The sequence below is a fragment of the Neobacillus rhizophilus genome (genome assembly GCF_018343535.1).
Lineage (GTDB): Bacteria > Bacillota > Bacilli > Bacillales > Cytobacillaceae > Neobacillus > Neobacillus rhizophilus.
Map to the genome: position 1 here is coordinate 213,430 of NZ_JAGYPF010000004.1, position 15,955 is coordinate 229,384.

Sequence of the window (15,955 nt, forward strand, 5' to 3'; positions counted from 1 at the left end):
TACTCTTAAATTAACCCTTCTTGTTGTGCCTTTACCGCTGCTTGAAACCGGTCCTTCACGTCTAGTTTATGGTAGATACTGGAAATATAGTTTTTAACCGTTCCTTCAGATAAAAACAGTCTTTCCGCAATTAGTTTATTGCTTAGTCCTTGGGCAATGCATTTTAGTACTTCTTCTTCACGTTCAGTCAGGTCGTATTGATTCTTGTTTCCTTGCAGGGACTGAGTTTCAGGGCTATTGATTTGCTGAACAAGCAATTTGGCTAGATCCTGTGGGAGGAGGGTGCCGCCTTTATGGATAAGTTTAATACCTGCAAGCAAATCTTTAGGGTGAATAGCCTTCAACAAATAACCTTCTGCCCCTAGCGTCAAAGAGTCAATCACATGATTTACTTCTTGGAAGGTTGTTAAAATAATGATCTTTATATCAGGCCAGCGCTGTTTGATGATTTTCGTCGCAGAAATCCCGTCCATTACCGGCATATTTATATCCATTAAAATCGTGTTGGGTTTATGCTGTTCACATAACTCAATGGCTTCTGCACCATTTTCTGCCAAACCGACGATTTCAATTTCATCATCCATATCCAGCACGATTGACAAGCTCTCACGAATAAGTTCTTGATCATCCGCTATTAATAATCTTATAACACTCACTTAGGCAACTCCTTTTATCGGTACTGTAATCGTCAGCTTCACTCCACAATGTTCCCCGCTTGAAATTTCGAGATTTCCTTGTAACTCCCCGATCCGTTCTTTCATAGCTGTTATGCCGAACCCCGGATGCAAGGCATCAATAGGGGTTCCATTATTTTCGATTATTAAAACAATTTCCGAGTTACTAAAAATGTAATCTATGATAATTTCTGATGCACCACCATGTCTTTTGGCATTTGTAAGCGCCTCTTGCAGGCAACGGATAAACACGAGTTTAATATTTTTAGAAATAGAAAATTCTTTCCCTTTCATATGGAACTGGACATCGGTATCTGTATTTTTTTTAAAATTATCAGCGATCTGATGTAATAAAAATGACAGAGGTTCATCATTTTCAGCTGGGGCAATTTGATGAATGTTTTTTCTAATGTCCTCTAAGCCTTTACGGGAAACGTTTGCTAGCATTTCAATTTTTTGTTTAGCTTTATCAACATCTGTTTCAAGTAAATAGGAAATGGCATCAAGCCCAACCGTTACGGAGGTAAAGTGATGACCAATCGTATCGTGCAGCTCTTGAGCAAGCCGATTCCGTTCTTGGAGCAGCGTTACTTTCTCAATTTGCTCCGCATATTGCTGAAGCACCCGATACTGTTCTTGAATTAATTGATATTGTTTATGATTTTCCTCAATGATTCGTTTTGTCTTTTGACGTGATTGAATAACGTAGTTAAAACAAGCACCAAAGCCGAAAAAGATAAAGATATCGATGTATTGCAGAAAATAATCGACTGTATCCATTGTCCATAGCCTTGGTATCGGCAATCCAAGAAAAAACAAAGGATAGGTCCATTTGGCAGTCTGTTTTGTAGCTAGGAAACCAATCATCAATATGGGCATGAGGACCATGGAGGCGCCAAGATCAAGCTGTGAGACAATATTGAAATAGATGGAAGCTCCACCTGCAACGATTAGCTCTGCAATTGGATAGAAGACAGGATCCTTGTATCCGGGCCTCCAAAAAATATGAGGCACAATATAGGAAACTGTTAAAATACCTACAAAAAGGAAAAAAGATTTTCCTCCTAAATCTTCCATATGAAGATAGAAGTAAAGTATGCCGGAAAGATACCAGCATAATCTTAAGAAAAAAATAAACCAATCCACCCAGATCCAATCATGGTCTGTTTTTTTCATCGCACACCTCAACCTCTGCTGCTTTTTACCTACCTTTTCCTATATTACAAGAAATTGGGTAAATCTAACAGTCTTAAAATAAATAAATGTTAAGACATTGAGAGTAAATCAACAGGTAATAAGGAATTGATTAGAATTTGATGACTACCTTCACTCCAGTCATATGACTTTTTCTTTATATAATTTGGTCATAGGGTTACAGAAGGGGACGAAGGACATGAAAAACGAAGATATGTTGCATGAACTGCAGGAACGATTAAAAGGGCTGCCAGCAGAGGATCGCCAAAAGCTAATCGAACTGTATGAGGATTTAATGGTAGTAGCAAAAGAAAATCGGAAAGGTGATACCAATTTATCTGTAACATTCGCAGACGACTACCCGCCGCCGATAAGTATAGAAAATGATTCTTACCGAAATATAGGTCGAATCATTTTAGCATCCATCAGTTTATTTTTCTTTAATTTTATTTTTGTGTTAGGTCCATTGATTGCCATTTTTGCGGTTTATCTGTCTTTTTGGATTGTATCTGCTTGCTTTGTGGTCTCACCACTTTTTGTCTTTACCCAGGTGTTTATTGGGGGCTTTACGACTTTTGAATTATTTCTATCCATTATTCTTTGTGGAATCGGACTTGCGATTGGGGCAGGGTTGTTCCAAGCAGGAAAAAGATTATTTCTGATATTTAGTAAGTATGTCAATTGGAATATGAAATTAATAAAAGGAGAATAAAAAATGAGAAAAATAATGTATACAGCGTTAGCACTTGTGATTGTTGGAGTAATAGGTGTGATTATGTCGATCAACACATCAGGCGTAGAGGCATTTACATTCAGTTCTGTAGATGTTCATGAAAAGAAAGATGTTTCAGCAAAAGACATTAGTAATATTATCATTGACTCTCCAACGGTGGATGTAAAGGTTCAGCCTACGAGTGGAAATAAGATTGAAGCTGATTTTTCAGGAAAGGTAGGGAAAAAGAGTAAAGATTTATATAAGTTAGATATTGACGAAGATGGTGATACAGTTACAATCACTATGGAAAAGGAAAATAAGTTTCAATTTATGATGTTCAATTTTACAAAAGTAAGCCTTAATGTCAAAGTACCTGAAAAAGTTTATCATTCTATTGAAATAGCCGCAGCATCAGCTGATATTTCCCTAGATAAAATGGAAGCCAAAAAATTAGCAATCGAGACACAATCGGGTGATATAGATGTCAGAGATGCAGCGATTGAGGACACTCTCACACTTAAAGCTTCAAGTGGAGATATCATTGCAAAGGATAATCGTGCAAATCGACTAAGTATTGAATCAAGTAGTGGAGATATAAGGATAAACGATCATGAAGCCAAGGAGGTAGAATTATTTACTAGCAGCGGTGACATTGTTTCTGATTATCTCGTTTCGGAAAATATCAAAATGAATACCTCTTCTGGTGATATTTTTGTAAAAACGAAAGAAATGAAAGGGAATGTAGCGTTGGAATCGAGCAGTGGAGATATCGACGTAAGTTTCACAAACCCCGCCAATTCAATGAAAGTTGATTACAAAAGTAGTTCAGGTGACGGAACAGCGAATATAGATAAAATGAATTACTCCGAAAAATCGGAACATCGGATTGTTGGCCAGATCGGAGACGGTAATTTAAAGTTAACTGCAAGAACAAGTTCGGGCGATTTTAAAGTGACAGACTGATTGTTTATTAACTTACGTATCTTCCATTATCAAAGTTTTCGAAAGGAAAATGGCGTCGAGCTTGTGGAGGAAAGACCGAAAAGGAAGCCACTATTAATAAAGTGGCTTCCTTTTCGGTTCATGGTGATTTAACTAGAGTCGTTAGCTTCATAGTTTCCATTTTTTGTTTGTTAAACAAACTAAGAAACGCATCAACTACTTGAGGATCAAATTGCGTCCCTTTATTTTGCCGGATTACATGAAGAGTGTGTTCTAAATCAAACTCATTCCTATAAACACGTCGGGACATCATGGCATCAAAAGTATCAGCAACTGCGATTATTCGAGCGTATAAAGGGATTTCATTGCCTTTTAATCCGGCTGGGTAACCATTGCCGTCAAATCTTTCATGGTGATATAAAACAATATCTAAAGTACCGTTTTTCTCAAAACGCTTAACGTGTTTAAGCATATCATATCCAATGACTGGGTGTGACTTTATAATCTTATATTCGTCGTCTGTTAATTCCATTGGCTTGGTCAAGATTTGTTCAGGGATACCAATCTTTCCAATATCGTGCAATAATCCCCCTGTGCGAATGATCTGACAAACATCCTTAGAAAGATTCATCTTTTCTGCTATTTGCATAGCGTATCTCGATACATTTTCAGAATGGTCATAAGTATAAGGGTCTCTAGAATCCAGAGCCTTGACGAGAGAGGTAATTATATCTAGACTCTTTTGTTTCACTCTTTGAACATAGGTTATCATAGCTGCTGAAATAAACGTCATAAATAGATAGCTCACTAGATAAATAAAAAAGAGACTCTCTTCTGCACGCGGGACGAATTGAAATCTTGAAGTAGTTACTAAAATGGTAAAAACAACCAAATATACAGGTTTATTATAAAATCCAAAACCTAAAAAAATGACAGAAATATTATAAAGAATAAAAAAATTATCATTATGGAAGACAATGGTGATGAATAAACTCAATAATAAAAATATAAAAAAAGCATATCGGTAAAATTTATAATGATTAGACCATTTATCTAAGATATTTAACATTGCACCCTCCATTTAAAAAACAAAATGGAATAAAGATTCCTTGTTAAGAGTATCATAATATTTTCCAAATGGTGATTTTTACCGAATAGCAAGTTTTTTAAAATGATTCAGACATATTGGCGCTTACAAAAGTTATCGTTTTTGTAAATAAAGAGTCGCATTCTTATAGATTAAAGTCTTTTTTTACAAGCTGACTAAAACAACCCGCTCCTCTGTTTCTTCAAGAATAACTTCCATTGTCCTTAAATATAATGGATTGGATGGCTGAAAATGGCCCTTTACTAAAATCCCTTAAATGAATGGGAGGGATGTTCTTGTTTAAAGAGAGTATAGACCCTTATTTGCATGTTCGCTATGCGAAGAATCCTGTTTATACCCCTGATGGTCAAAAGCTTAGCTTTATTGCCGATTATACGGGCATACCACAGGTTTGGGAACTCAATCGTGGGGAAGAATGGCCTGCTCAAATTTCTTTTACAAAAGAAAGAATTACCTTTGTTGGACTTGTTAAGGGCACTTCTGACCGGATTATTGGGATGGATGTGGGCGGAAATGAAAATCAGCAGTTGTTCTTACTCAAGGAGGATGGGAAACTAATCGGACTGACAAAATCACCAAATCATGTTCATCGATATGGAGGCAGCTCCCCGGATGGAAAATGGATTGTCTGGTCAAGCAATCGCCGAAATCTAGCATTTTTTGATATTTATATTCAAAGTCTAGAAACACTGGAATTTCATCCTTTGTTAACTGGAGATGGCCTTTTTACAGCAGTGGAATGGTCTCCTGATGGGAAATCATTATTAGTCCAAAAGACAAATTCTCCCCTGGATAATGATTTAGGCGTACTCGATCTGGCAACAGGGTCTGTTGATTGGATAACAGAGCATAAAGGAGAAGCGAGTTTCAGAGAAGTCCATTTTAACCAGGATGGGGATCATATCTATGTATTAACTAATAAAGATAGCGAATTTTTCGGGCTAGCACTTATCCATATAAAAACCAAGCATTTTGTGTGGCTAGAGCAAGGAAATTGGGATTTTGAAGAACTCGAAATGAATAATGATAAAAATTTGTTAGCCTTTTGCGTAAATGAGGGTGGAGTATCCAGGGGCGTACTTTTAGACATCAACCGAAGTTACCTGTATTCGTGGAAAACGCCGACTGGAATCATAAAAGATTTAAAATTTTCCCCTGATAGCAAGAAATTGGCCTATGTTTTTAATGGCCCGGCATATCCATCTGATATTTGGGAGCTAGATTTAGAAAGCATACAGCCGGAGAGACTTACCTATGTTTCCCGTTCCCCAATACTGCAAGATAAATTAGTTGAGCCAGAGCTTATAAGTTATCGCTCATTTGATAATCTTGAAATTCCAGCATTTTTTTATAAACCAAAGATTACAACTGAAAAATTTCCGTTAGTCATTGTCATTCACGGCGGCCCTGAGAGCCAGTCTCGTGCTGTTTACAACCCTGTTGTACAATATTTAATCGGTAAAGGGTATGCGGTGTGCACACCAAATATCCGTGGGAGTACAGGTTATGGAAAAACGTTCACGAAATTAGATGATGTACGAAAAAGAATGGATGCTCTGAAGGATATAGTTTTTTTAGTTGAATGGCTAAAGGTGAATGGGAACATCGATTCTAATAGGATAGGAATAATGGGAGGCAGCTATGGAGGATTTATGGTCCTTGCAGCCATCAGCCACTATCCACAGCTATGGTCTGCCGCGATTGATATTGTGGGTATGTCGAGCCTTAGAACATTCCTGGAAACTACCCATCCTTGGCGTAAGAAGCTTAGGGAAGCGGAATACGGAACGATTGAAAGAGATGGAGACTTTTTTGATAAAATTGATCCATTGAATCATGCAAATCGGATAACCACTCCGTTATTGGTGATTCATGGGGAAGGTGACCCTCGTGTCCATATTAAAGAATCCGAGCAAATCGTCAATAAATTGAAGGGAAAACAACACCCTGTTGACTTTATTCGCTTCGACGATGAAGGCCATACGATTTCAAAGCTAAAAAACAAAGAAATTGCCTACAAGGCAATCGTAGAATTTCTTGAACAATGTTTTGGAATCGAAGACAAAAGAAGCAGGGGATTTAAAAGGAGTCGGGAATATCCTTTCTTCTTTGATTGAATCTCAGGCAAAAAGGACTGACCTAACTTGGTTAGTCCTTTTTGCCATGCACATGTATGGCGTATGCCACTTCTGTTACATTAATAGTAAAGAATAGGATAAACAGCCTGCTAATATTCCAAGGATTGCTCCGAAAACCACGTCGGATGGATAATGAAGGCCTAAGTAAATTCTTGAAACCCCTACACATACACCCACGAGAATCAGAACCAAAGAAAATGTCGGGATCGTTAAGATATAGGGAGTCAATACGGCAAAAATGGCGGTTGTATGACCCGAAGGGAAGGAATGGTCCTGTAAGGGATTCTCCAGTATATTCGTTTTTTCAATCGTCATATAAGGTCTTTTTCTAGGAAAAAATTCTTTTGCAAGATGGACCGGGATATGGCTCGATGCCAAAGCAAGAGCACTGGAAATGGCAAGAAGCCGCGTTTCCCTGGACCATGCAGTTAGAAAAAGCAGAATCGTGCTGATAATCGTAAATCTCGCTCCTCCGAAATGTGTGATCGTTCGAAAAAAGAGGTTTAACAAATAAAGATGAAAATACCGGTTAATTTTCTGGAAGATTCGACAATCGAACCCGTAAAGGACATGTATGAATTTGCTCATGCTCGGCTCCCCTTATAAGTAAAATTCCCACTTCAATCCAAAACCCAAACATGGGGTTTCCTCCATTATAAAGGGAAAACGGCTAGTTTTTATGAAACTGGTGTTAAGAATAAATTAAGAATTGTAAATTGTCCTTTTCGGTTGGCTCTTCAGGTTTAAATGATGCATAAGAACCGTCCCCATGCCTCAATATCAATGTCAGGATGTCTTCGGCGGCGGTTGCATGGATAAATTTTCTTTGGGAGTTTATTATTTTGTTGAGTTTTTCACCATTATTTTCGAGTAGGTTCGTTACAGTACGTCTAATTTCCTTTGGGTTTTTGCAAACTACTCCCAAATTGAAGATTTCGGCGAAGGCTGGATTATCCTCTTCTTGACCTGGCAAAGCCCCTGTAATGATAAGCGGTGTATTGGCAGCAATAGCTTCAAACATGACATTGGGGCTTCCCCTGGTAAAAGCAATATCAGATTGCAGCATTAAATCTTGAATGTTTTTCGTGAACCCATAAATCTCAACTCGATCACCATATTGGGGCATAAGTGCTCTCGCTAGCTTTGCTTTAAGTTTTTCATTTCTTCCCGCTACAATTTTTACCGTACAATTGAAATGATTAAGGAGGCTTTTCGCTATATTCTCCATGTTTCCTACACCTTCACCGCCGCTCATGATCAAACATTTTAAGGGATTTTCTTTTCTATAGAGTTCAGGTTGTGGATGGCTCTTTCGGAAAAAGCGAGATCGGACTGGAAATCCTATTACCCTTATCTTCTTAAGCGGAATCCCAAATTCAATACACTTAAATTGGGCTTCAAACGTGGGACAAATAATGGTTTCTGCCCGCTTATCCAGCCATAGAGGGGAAATGTTTACAAGGTCAGCAATTAAGGTAATGAAAGGGATCTTTACCTTTTGCTTCTCTAGGATGCTCAAGATAGAGCCATTAAAATTGGGATGAACTGATAAAATCATATCGGGCTTTATTTCGTCGAGGATTTTAAGAAAATGATCTTTAATAAGTCCTTCAAAAAAATGGTTTACGATGGAAGGTTTTTCAGCTGATAGTTTCCAGATCATTTTCCATAGTGTTTCGGAATTTCTTGTGAGGGGACCATAAGCTCCACCGATTTTTGACAGTAATGGTTTGCCAAGCGAAAACCCATCCACAACGTGAATTTTTACTCCATTGAAAGATTTGACCTTTTCACACAGTGCTTCTGTTATACTTTTATGACCATGGCCTGTATGATCTGATGAAATAATCAATAATGTCTTATCCATAGTATCAGCCCTTTTTAAGTTTTTTTATAGTTCGTACTATGAGTACTGACACCTACGTAAAGAAATATGAAAAGAAAGAAGATATGAAAATAGCAAACAAGACGGAAGTACCCGTCTTGTTCCATCTTTTTCTTCCTGCTTATTGACCAGACTTGCCATCTTCATTTTGTGATCCATCATCTTGGGAACCATCGTCGGTTTGTTCAGTGTTCGTATCATCTGTTTTTGAACTGGTATCTGAGCATGCTGTTGCAACTCCGAGTAACATTAATGCTGACATCAAAGCAAATAACCATTTTTTGAATTTCATCTTTCTTCCTCCTTGAATGTTGCATTTTTTATTACAGTCTTATCATACAAGCATTTGAGGAAAAAAAGAGGCGATTTTCCAATTCTTAACATGAATTAACCGTATCTATAAACGGCTTTAATAGTTTCTATTTAAAATTTACTTATAATTTACGAAACTGGATTTTTGGTTAATTTTCTTTTTTATAACTTCTTACTATAAATGTTTTTCTTCGACATAAGTTTGTGGTAAAACTCCTATTCCGATATAATGAAAACTATTGATAGCAAGGGCTTCATCGAGTGAGAGTGGGTAAAATATGATTGATATCAGTAAAATTGTTCAAGGGAAAAATTTAACCGAAATAGATGTCCAGATTGTGCAATTTATCATTGAAAATATCGACACTGTTTTGCAAATGGGCGTACGGAAAATAGCAAAAGAAAATTTCACTTCTCCAGCAACTGTCATCCGTCTGTCCAAAAAATTAGGCTATACCGGATTTGTCGATATGTATTATCAGCTTCTGCCGCTTGTCAAAAAAGCAGATTTACCGCAAAGCGGCGTGATGGAGGATTTTTTGGAAATTAGTGAGAAGGATTTTCTCGACCATAATTCGCTGGGAGATTTCCAATCCTTTATACACAATGTACTAAACCTTAAGCAAAGCTATATTTTTATTTACGCCACCGGATTTTCCGCCATTGCAGCAGAATATTTGTATAAAAAATTATTGGTTTTGGGCAGAAAAACAATTTTTGCAAGCGGAACTGATTCGGTTGGCGTATTCGAAAATAATTTGGAAGATATCGGGGCCTTAGTCGTCATTTCCAAATCAGGTGAAACACAGCTAATTATCGATAAATTACAAGCAGCCAAAGAGCATCAGATTTTTACGGTGTCATTCACAAAAGAAACAGACAATCGGATCGCAGAGCTTTCCGATTTGAATTTTAAAATCATTGACCACAGCAAACTGGACGATCGAAATATGCTGCCAAACAGCTTTTTTCCGAGTCTTATGCTGATGTTTGAATTTATCATCAAGCAGTATGTTGAAACGATTTTGACTAAAAAAGACAGCAACGAGTGAAACGTGTTTCAATATGTGAAACACGTTTTTTATCTTGTAGAATCTATCGACTATGAAACGGTTACATTGTATTCTAAACCTGTCGACGAAAAGAATACAAAAACACACATACAGGAGGGGAAGGCAAAATGAAAGCGAAAGTCATGGATGGCATGCAGCGCTTTTCAAAAGCGATGTTCATTCCGGTACTTATTTTGCCGATTGCGGGTATTTTAATTGCCCTGGGAAATTTACTAACCAATCAAAGACTATTAGAAGTCATCCCATTTTTAAATAATCCGATTACGACCGGTTTTGGAACAATTTTAACAGGATCATTGGTTTCGATTCTTGGTAACTTGGGACTTATTTTCTGTGTCGGGATCACGGTCGGTTTAGCGAATAAAGAAAAAGCTGTTGCTGGATTTACCGCATTGTTGGGGTACCTGGTGTTTGTCAATGCGATGAATAAATTTATGCAGCTGAGCGGGGTTCTTTATGAAGGAGAAACCTTGCAAGGGACTGGACAAACTCTTGTATTAGGTGTGCAAATCCTCGACATGGGTGTGTTCCTTGGACTAATCCTCGGTATCATCACTGCTATGGTCCATAACAAATTTAGTGATACAGAATTCAATGGCGCTTTTCAAATTTACGGCGGTTCACGATTTGTCTTTATCGTTCTAATTCCAGTCGTTGTGCTATTATCCATCGCTCTTACATTTATTTGGCCATATTTCCAAACGGGCATTAACAAGCTTGGAACACTGATTAACCACAGCGGAAGCTTCGGAATTTTCCTATACGGAGCATTAGAACGTTTGTTAATTCCAACCGGTCTTCACCACCTTATCTATACACCATTCTTATACACAGAATTGGGCGGCAGTGCTGAAGTTGGCGGCAAAGTATTCGAAGGGGCAAGAAATATTTATTATGCGGAAATTGCCGATCCAAGCGTAAAAGAGCTTTCCCCAAGCGTTGTTTGGGATGCGCGCGGTATTTCCAAAATGTTTGGTTTAATCGGTGCATGTTTAGCCATGTACCACACTGCGAAGCCAGAAAATAAAGCCAAGGTCAAAGCTATTTTGATTCCTGCTGCGGTTACATCTTTTATCGCAGGTGTCACAGAACCAATTGAATTTTCATTTATGTTCGTTGCACCATTACTATTTGTGGTTCACGCATGTTTAAGCGGTTTAGCGATGGTAACGTTCCATCTATTTGATGTACGTGCGATTGGACCAAACGGAATGATTGACTTCTTACTGTTCAATCTACCGCTCGGAATTCAAAAGACACACTGGCCAATGTACATTTTAATCGGATTGATCTTCTTTGTGATTTATTATGTTGTCTTCCGCTTCTTGATCGTGAAATTTAACTTCAAAACGATTGGAAGAGAAGATGAAGGTAATGAGACGAAATTGTATTCGAAGAACGATTACAAAGCAAAGAAAAGTGCAGGAACTGCTGGTACTCCTGTGCCGCAGGGAAATGACGGAATTGCCACTGTAATCGTCGATGCTTTGGGTGGAGCAAGCAATATTAATACAGTCACCAATTGTTATACACGACTTCGCTTAACTCTGGAGCATCCTGAAAGGGTAAATGAAGATGTGTTGAAAAAAGAAACAGGTGCTAGCGGAGTTATCATCAAAGATAAAAATGTACAGGTTGTTTATGGCTTACAGGTAACGAACATCCGTAAAGCGGTAGACAGCTACTTAGGATTAAGCACAAACGAATAAACATTAACAGATTGAAACCTATAACAACAAAGAGAAGACAGATAATAGAAGGGAATGGAGAACATGAAGAAATTCTCAGTAGTAATTGCAGGCGGAGGAAGCACCTATACACCGGGTATTGTGATGATGCTATTGGATAATCTGGACCGTTTCCCGCTTCGAAAATTAAAATTATATGATAATGACAGAGAAAGACAAGCTGTTTTAGGGGAAGCGCTGGACATTGTAATGAAAGAAAATGCACCGGATATTGAATACTCTTTTACAACTGATCCAGAGGAAGCATTCACCGATATCGACTTCTGTTTTGCCCATATTCGTACTGGAAAATATGAAATGCGCGAAAAAGACGAAAAGATTCCATTAAAGCATGGTGTCGTCGGCCAAGAAACCTGCGGACCTGGCGGGATTGCGTATGGAATGAGAAGCATTGGTGACATGATTGAGTTGATTGACATTATGGAAAAATATTCACCGGATGCTTGGATGTTAAACTATTCCAATCCTGCAGCAATCGTAGCGGAAGCTTGCCGCGTGCTTCGTCCAAATTCCAAGGTATTGAACATTTGTGATATGCCTGTCGGGACGCTGCGCAGAATGTCGCACATTATCGGCATAGAGCCAAAGGACTTGGAAGTACGTTATTTCGGATTAAACCACTTTGGCTGGTGGACAAGCATAAAAGACAAAGAAGGACATGAATATCTGCCACAAATTCGTGATTATGTCGCAGAGAATGGCTATCTGACACAAAAAGAAGTGGACACCCAGCATACGGATGCAAGCTGGCAGGAGACACATAAGAAAGCGAAGGATCTGTTAGCGGTAGATCCAAGATTCTTGCCTAACACCTATTTAAAATATTATTTCTATCCTGATTATGTGGTGGAGCATTCCAACCCAGAATTCACCCGTGCTAATGAAGTCATTGCCGGCAGGGAAAAGACGGTCTTCTCAACAGCAAGAAACATCATTGAAAGAGGAACAGCGGAAGGCTGTGAATTTGAAATGGGCGCTCATGCAGTCTTTATCGTTGACCTTGCTCGTGCCATTGCCTTTAACACACATGAAAGAATGCTATTGATCGTCGAAAACAATGGTGCCATTGCCAACTTTGATGATGACGCCATGGTAGAAGTTCCATGTATTATCGGCAGCGACGGTCCAGAACCATTAAGCCAAGGAAAGATTCCTGAATTCCAAAGAGCATTAATGTACCAGCAGGTAACAGTAGAAAAACTAGTCGTCCAAGCCTATATCGAAGGCAGCTACCAAAAACTATGGCAAGCTCTAACACTATCAAAAACAGTACCAAGCGCCAAAGTAGCAAAAGAAATCTTAGACGACCTAATCGAAGCCAACAAAGCATACTGGCCAGAACTGCACTAAAATGATGCATGGGGACGGTTCTCTTGTCTCAATCACACGTATCAGTAATAATGAAGGAAGAGGCGAATCAAGCGGAAAGCTTTTTCGCCTCTTCCTACGGGCATCATACGTATAGGAGGTAAATAGAATGTTTAAAAAGCTATTTGGAAAAAAAGAGACAACGATGACACTTGTTTCTCCGATTACAGGAAAAGTGGTCAAAATTGAAGATGTTCCTGATCAGGTGTTCAGCCAAAAAATGATTGGTGACGGGATTGCAGTTGAGCCAACTGAAGGAGTAGTCGTAGCACCGCTGGACGGTGAGATTGCGCAAATTTTTCCAACCAATCATGCTGTTGGAATTCGCAGCAAAGATGGTCTGGAAATCCTCATTCATATCGGAATGGAAACCGTTGCGATGGGTGGAGAAGGCTTCGAAGGCCATGTAAAACAAGGTGACCAAGTTAAAGCGGGTGACAAGATTGTTACCTTTGATTTGGAGCTGGTAAAGGAAAAAGCGGAAAGCATCATCTCGCCAGTTGTGATTACAAACTTTGATGCAGTCGACACTTTAACTAAAACGGATGATACTTCAGTTACACGTGGGGAATCTGTTTTGTTGCAGGTGAAAATGAAGTAGAAAAATGATTCGTTGTTGGGTTACAAGAGATCTCTACAAAATATCGCAAAAAGACCAAACGTGTGTACGTTGGTCTTTTTTATTATTTTATTTTTTGAGTTCTGAATGGATTGTGTGGCTGAAATATCAGCCTGTATCTCGATGGATTTATAAAGATAATAGTTTTTATTAAGGAAATTTTTTTGTATTAAGGAAACTTTTTAGAGGAATTAAATAATATAAGAATAAAGGGAGTGATAAGGGTGTTTCCAACTAAACGCATTAAGAAAAAAATCCTATTACATTCCTACTTTTTTAAAGTGTTAGGGATTATTAGTGACCAAGAATATAATACAATTGTAAACAATATTAGTTCTCATGAACATTAACTATAGATGAAAAAGATATTAAGAACACTATGGCAGCTTTTTATTTAGCGTACAATTCCGTAGAGTTAAAGAAGAGAGATGGAAAACCAATCCATCTCTCTAACAATGAAACTACTGTATCCAAAGTTTAAATAATCCTTCAGTTACCCCTAGGTTGTACATATAAAATATCCCAAACAATATACTAATCAAGCCCGTTATTTGAGTAAGTGATTTATTTAGCCCAACTTTTTTGGAGCTAAAAACGAAAGGAATTCCTATAATTGTGGTAAAGAAAAGCATTCCAATGATAGTTCCTACACCGAATATAAGGATATAGATTGCCGCTTCCCATACACTATTAACAGTGCTCATGGTCAGAAGTACCATAGCCCCACTCCCAGCAAGACCATGAATTAAGCCAATCACCATGGATTTCAAATAGGAAACATTTTTATGTTTGTGTTTATGTTCATGTTTACCACTAAAGTTATGTGAGTGGACATGTTTATGCTCTTCTTCATCGTGATTATGCTGATGTAAGTGGATATTCTTAAATGAAAGGACAGTTGAAACGCCAAGATAAACAAGCATGATACCGACTAAAAATTCTAATGACATCACCCATTTTTCAGGTATTTCACCTTTCATCAGAATAATTATAATCCCGATAATAAATAATGTAGCAGTATGACCAATCCCCCAGAATACCCCTGCTAAAGACGAACGTAATAATTTTTTACTTTGACTAGCAATGGTAGATACAGCAATCACATGGTCTGGTTCTATTGCGTGCTTGATACCCAGCACAAATCCTAGAGCAAGAACCGATAAAAAACCTACCTCCATTAAATAACCTCCTTTAAAAATAGTAAAAAAGCAAACACCAAACATTTGTAAGTTGGATGGAATTTAACAAAAGAATTTATAATGGTTTTGAGCATTAATCAATAATATCATAGAATGGATTATCTTTATTGATAAAATTGTAAAATGATAATCAACAATTTTTATAGATTTGTTGAGTAAACAACGAAATGAGTTTTTTTATCCATTGAAAGCATCTTGGTTCTATTTATAATGATTAACAGATGTTGATTAGGTCATCGCCGGTCGTATGCTGGCTCGATGATTGGTGGAATTCGCGAAACGCAGGAAATGCTCGACTTTTGTGCTGAACACCAGATTGCTCCGGAGATCGAGGTTATTTCCGCCAATCAGATTGATGAGGCCTGGGAGCGCGTATTATCTTCAGATGTACGGTATCGATTTGTGATCGATATCAGCACGATGGAGAATGAATAACAAGTATTCTCGGAAACATTTTTTTGGCATGCCTAGGCAGGTGTGCCTCTTTATTTCCATTACAAAAAAGTGCCAGGCACTGTCCAAAAATTAGATGGTGCCTGGCACATTTTTTTATTTCATTATTATTCAAGGTTTCTGTCCAACAATGCTCCCGTCTGCTCAGCCATAACACGAGCTGGCAAAGGCATTCCATTCTTGAACCACCATTCCACTGCCCCAACGACCGCAGAACCAAAAAATTGAAGAATAACATCTTCACTTAATCCCTATGAAAAAATTCACGGACGATCCGGATGTAAAGCATGGATGTGTGGTAGAGTAACCATGGAGGAACATTTTACCTTTGGCCATCAATGTGATTTAAAACAAGATAACATTTCGACGATTCCTAGAACTGATTACGTTGCAAATAAAGATGCAAAAGGACTCTTATCAAAAAAAACCACAACCAGTAAATTTCTTCCTAAAGGATATAAAAAAACTGGACGATGGTGGACTCTGGATGCAGTATGTATCAAAAAGTGATTATCCTTTATCAAACA

The 15,955-nt window shown here is 38.0% G+C and carries 15 protein-coding genes and 2 pseudogenes; 9 read left to right on the plus strand and 8 right to left on the minus strand.

What is annotated here, in order from left to right; translation table 11 throughout:
- Window positions 1–5: 5 nt before the first annotated feature.
- A complete protein-coding gene (locus KHA99_RS31415) occupies window positions 6–656 on the minus strand; it encodes a response regulator (protein WP_213119134.1) in 651 nt (216 codons plus the stop codon).
- The gene (locus KHA99_RS19325) at window positions 657–1,850 is read right to left on the minus strand and encodes a sensor histidine kinase (protein WP_213119135.1); all 1,194 of its coding nucleotides are present in this window, start codon (window positions 1,848–1,850) and stop codon (window positions 657–659) included. It abuts the gene before it with no gap.
- Between the two features lie 217 nt (window positions 1,851–2,067).
- On the opposite strand from KHA99_RS19325, the gene KHA99_RS19330 reads away from it, so the two are divergent.
- Window positions 2,068–2,580, plus strand: coding sequence for a DUF1700 domain-containing protein (locus KHA99_RS19330; RefSeq protein WP_213119136.1), 513 nt, complete (start codon window positions 2,068–2,070; stop codon window positions 2,578–2,580).
- A gap of 3 nt (window positions 2,581–2,583) precedes the next feature.
- The gene (locus tag KHA99_RS19335) at window positions 2,584–3,546 is read left to right on the plus strand and encodes a DUF4097 family beta strand repeat-containing protein (protein ID WP_213119137.1); all 963 of its coding nucleotides are present in this window, start codon (window positions 2,584–2,586) and stop codon (window positions 3,544–3,546) included.
- 118 nt (window positions 3,547–3,664) lie between these two features.
- Here KHA99_RS19335 and KHA99_RS19340 read toward each other — a convergent pair whose 3' ends face one another.
- A complete protein-coding gene (locus KHA99_RS19340) occupies window positions 3,665–4,594 on the minus strand; it encodes an HD-GYP domain-containing protein (RefSeq protein WP_213119138.1) in 930 nt (309 codons plus the stop codon).
- 314 nt (window positions 4,595–4,908) lie between these two features.
- On the opposite strand from KHA99_RS19340, the gene KHA99_RS19345 reads away from it, so the two are divergent.
- A complete protein-coding gene (locus KHA99_RS19345) occupies window positions 4,909–6,750 on the plus strand; it encodes a S9 family peptidase (RefSeq protein ID WP_213119139.1) in 1,842 nt (613 codons plus the stop codon).
- A 75-nt stretch (window positions 6,751–6,825) separates the two neighbouring features.
- Here KHA99_RS19345 and KHA99_RS19350 read toward each other — a convergent pair whose 3' ends face one another.
- The 3 genes from KHA99_RS19350 to KHA99_RS19360 all read right to left on the minus strand — a co-directional run bounded on the left by KHA99_RS19350 (window position 6,826) and on the right by KHA99_RS19360 (window position 8,948).
- Complete coding sequence (locus KHA99_RS19350; RefSeq protein ID WP_213119140.1) at window positions 6,826–7,359, minus strand: phosphatase PAP2 family protein; 534 nt, start codon at window positions 7,357–7,359, stop codon at window positions 6,826–6,828.
- A 103-nt stretch (window positions 7,360–7,462) separates the two neighbouring features.
- Window positions 7,463–8,638 (minus strand): MGDG synthase family glycosyltransferase, encoded by a 1,176-nt coding sequence (locus KHA99_RS19355; RefSeq protein ID WP_213119141.1) that lies wholly within the window; start codon window positions 8,636–8,638, stop codon window positions 7,463–7,465.
- Between the two features lie 139 nt (window positions 8,639–8,777).
- Window positions 8,778–8,948 (minus strand): hypothetical protein, encoded by a 171-nt coding sequence (locus KHA99_RS19360; RefSeq protein WP_213119142.1) that lies wholly within the window; start codon window positions 8,946–8,948, stop codon window positions 8,778–8,780.
- Between the two features lie 298 nt (window positions 8,949–9,246).
- Here KHA99_RS19360 and KHA99_RS19365 point away from each other — a divergent pair, with 298 nt between their 5' ends.
- From KHA99_RS19365 to KHA99_RS19380, 4 genes are all read left to right on the plus strand, one after another.
- The gene (locus KHA99_RS19365; RefSeq protein WP_213119143.1) at window positions 9,247–10,020 is read left to right on the plus strand and encodes a MurR/RpiR family transcriptional regulator; all 774 of its coding nucleotides are present in this window, start codon (window positions 9,247–9,249) and stop codon (window positions 10,018–10,020) included.
- Between the two features lie 128 nt (window positions 10,021–10,148).
- Entirely contained in the window at window positions 10,149–11,750 is a 1,602-nt protein-coding gene (locus KHA99_RS19370; protein WP_213119144.1) for a PTS transporter subunit EIIC, read from the plus strand.
- Between the two features lie 63 nt (window positions 11,751–11,813).
- A complete protein-coding gene (locus tag KHA99_RS19375; RefSeq protein WP_213119145.1) occupies window positions 11,814–13,139 on the plus strand; it encodes a 6-phospho-alpha-glucosidase in 1,326 nt (441 codons plus the stop codon).
- Between the two features lie 127 nt (window positions 13,140–13,266).
- Window positions 13,267–13,758 (plus strand): PTS sugar transporter subunit IIA, encoded by a 492-nt coding sequence (locus tag KHA99_RS19380; protein ID WP_213119146.1) that lies wholly within the window; start codon window positions 13,267–13,269, stop codon window positions 13,756–13,758.
- A gap of 479 nt (window positions 13,759–14,237) precedes the next feature.
- Here the strand turns inward: KHA99_RS19380 and KHA99_RS19385 are convergent, their stop codons facing one another.
- Window positions 14,238–14,954, minus strand: coding sequence for an urease accessory protein UreH domain-containing protein (locus KHA99_RS19385; RefSeq protein ID WP_213119147.1), 717 nt, complete (start codon window positions 14,952–14,954; stop codon window positions 14,238–14,240).
- A 255-nt stretch (window positions 14,955–15,209) separates the two neighbouring features.
- Here KHA99_RS19385 and KHA99_RS19390 point away from each other — a divergent pair.
- Window positions 15,210–15,410 (plus strand): annotated as a pseudogene (locus KHA99_RS19390) (alcohol dehydrogenase); the annotation flags it as partial.
- A 125-nt stretch (window positions 15,411–15,535) separates the two neighbouring features.
- Here KHA99_RS19390 and KHA99_RS19395 read toward each other — a convergent pair.
- Window positions 15,536–15,679 (minus strand): annotated as a pseudogene (locus tag KHA99_RS19395) (TetR-like C-terminal domain-containing protein); the annotation flags it as partial.
- Between the two features lie 58 nt (window positions 15,680–15,737).
- Between KHA99_RS19395 and KHA99_RS19400 the strand changes: the two are divergent.
- Complete coding sequence (locus tag KHA99_RS19400) at window positions 15,738–15,938, plus strand: hypothetical protein (protein ID WP_213119148.1); 201 nt, start codon at window positions 15,738–15,740, stop codon at window positions 15,936–15,938.
- Window positions 15,939–15,955: the final 17 nt, after the last annotated feature.

What these genes read in the sequence shown, in the direction of transcription:
- KHA99_RS19325 (WP_213119135.1), bottom strand. Translation starts at nt 1,850, where the DNA reads ATGAAAAAAACAGACCATGATTGGATCTGGGTGGATTGGTTTATTTTT.
- KHA99_RS19330 (WP_213119136.1), top strand. Translation starts at nt 2,068, where the DNA reads ATGAAAAACGAAGATATGTTGCATGAACTGCAGGAACGATTAAAAGGG.
- KHA99_RS19335 (WP_213119137.1), top strand. Translation starts at nt 2,584, where the DNA reads ATGAGAAAAATAATGTATACAGCGTTAGCACTTGTGATTGTTGGAGTA.
- KHA99_RS19340 (WP_213119138.1), bottom strand. Translation starts at nt 4,594, where the DNA reads ATGTTAAATATCTTAGATAAATGGTCTAATCATTATAAATTTTACCGA.
- KHA99_RS19350 (WP_213119140.1), bottom strand. Translation starts at nt 7,359, where the DNA reads ATGAGCAAATTCATACATGTCCTTTACGGGTTCGATTGTCGAATCTTC.
- KHA99_RS19355 (WP_213119141.1), bottom strand. Translation starts at nt 8,638, where the DNA reads ATGGATAAGACATTATTGATTATTTCATCAGATCATACAGGCCATGGT.
- KHA99_RS19360 (WP_213119142.1), bottom strand. Translation starts at nt 8,948, where the DNA reads ATGAAATTCAAAAAATGGTTATTTGCTTTGATGTCAGCATTAATGTTA.
- KHA99_RS19365 (WP_213119143.1), top strand. Translation starts at nt 9,247, where the DNA reads ATGATTGATATCAGTAAAATTGTTCAAGGGAAAAATTTAACCGAAATA.
- KHA99_RS19370 (WP_213119144.1), top strand. Translation starts at nt 10,149, where the DNA reads ATGAAAGCGAAAGTCATGGATGGCATGCAGCGCTTTTCAAAAGCGATG.
- KHA99_RS19375 (WP_213119145.1), top strand. Translation starts at nt 11,814, where the DNA reads ATGAAGAAATTCTCAGTAGTAATTGCAGGCGGAGGAAGCACCTATACA.
- KHA99_RS19380 (WP_213119146.1), top strand. Translation starts at nt 13,267, where the DNA reads ATGTTTAAAAAGCTATTTGGAAAAAAAGAGACAACGATGACACTTGTT.
- KHA99_RS19385 (WP_213119147.1), bottom strand. Translation starts at nt 14,954, where the DNA reads ATGGAGGTAGGTTTTTTATCGGTTCTTGCTCTAGGATTTGTGCTGGGT.
- KHA99_RS19400 (WP_213119148.1), top strand. Translation starts at nt 15,738, where the DNA reads ATGGAGGAACATTTTACCTTTGGCCATCAATGTGATTTAAAACAAGAT.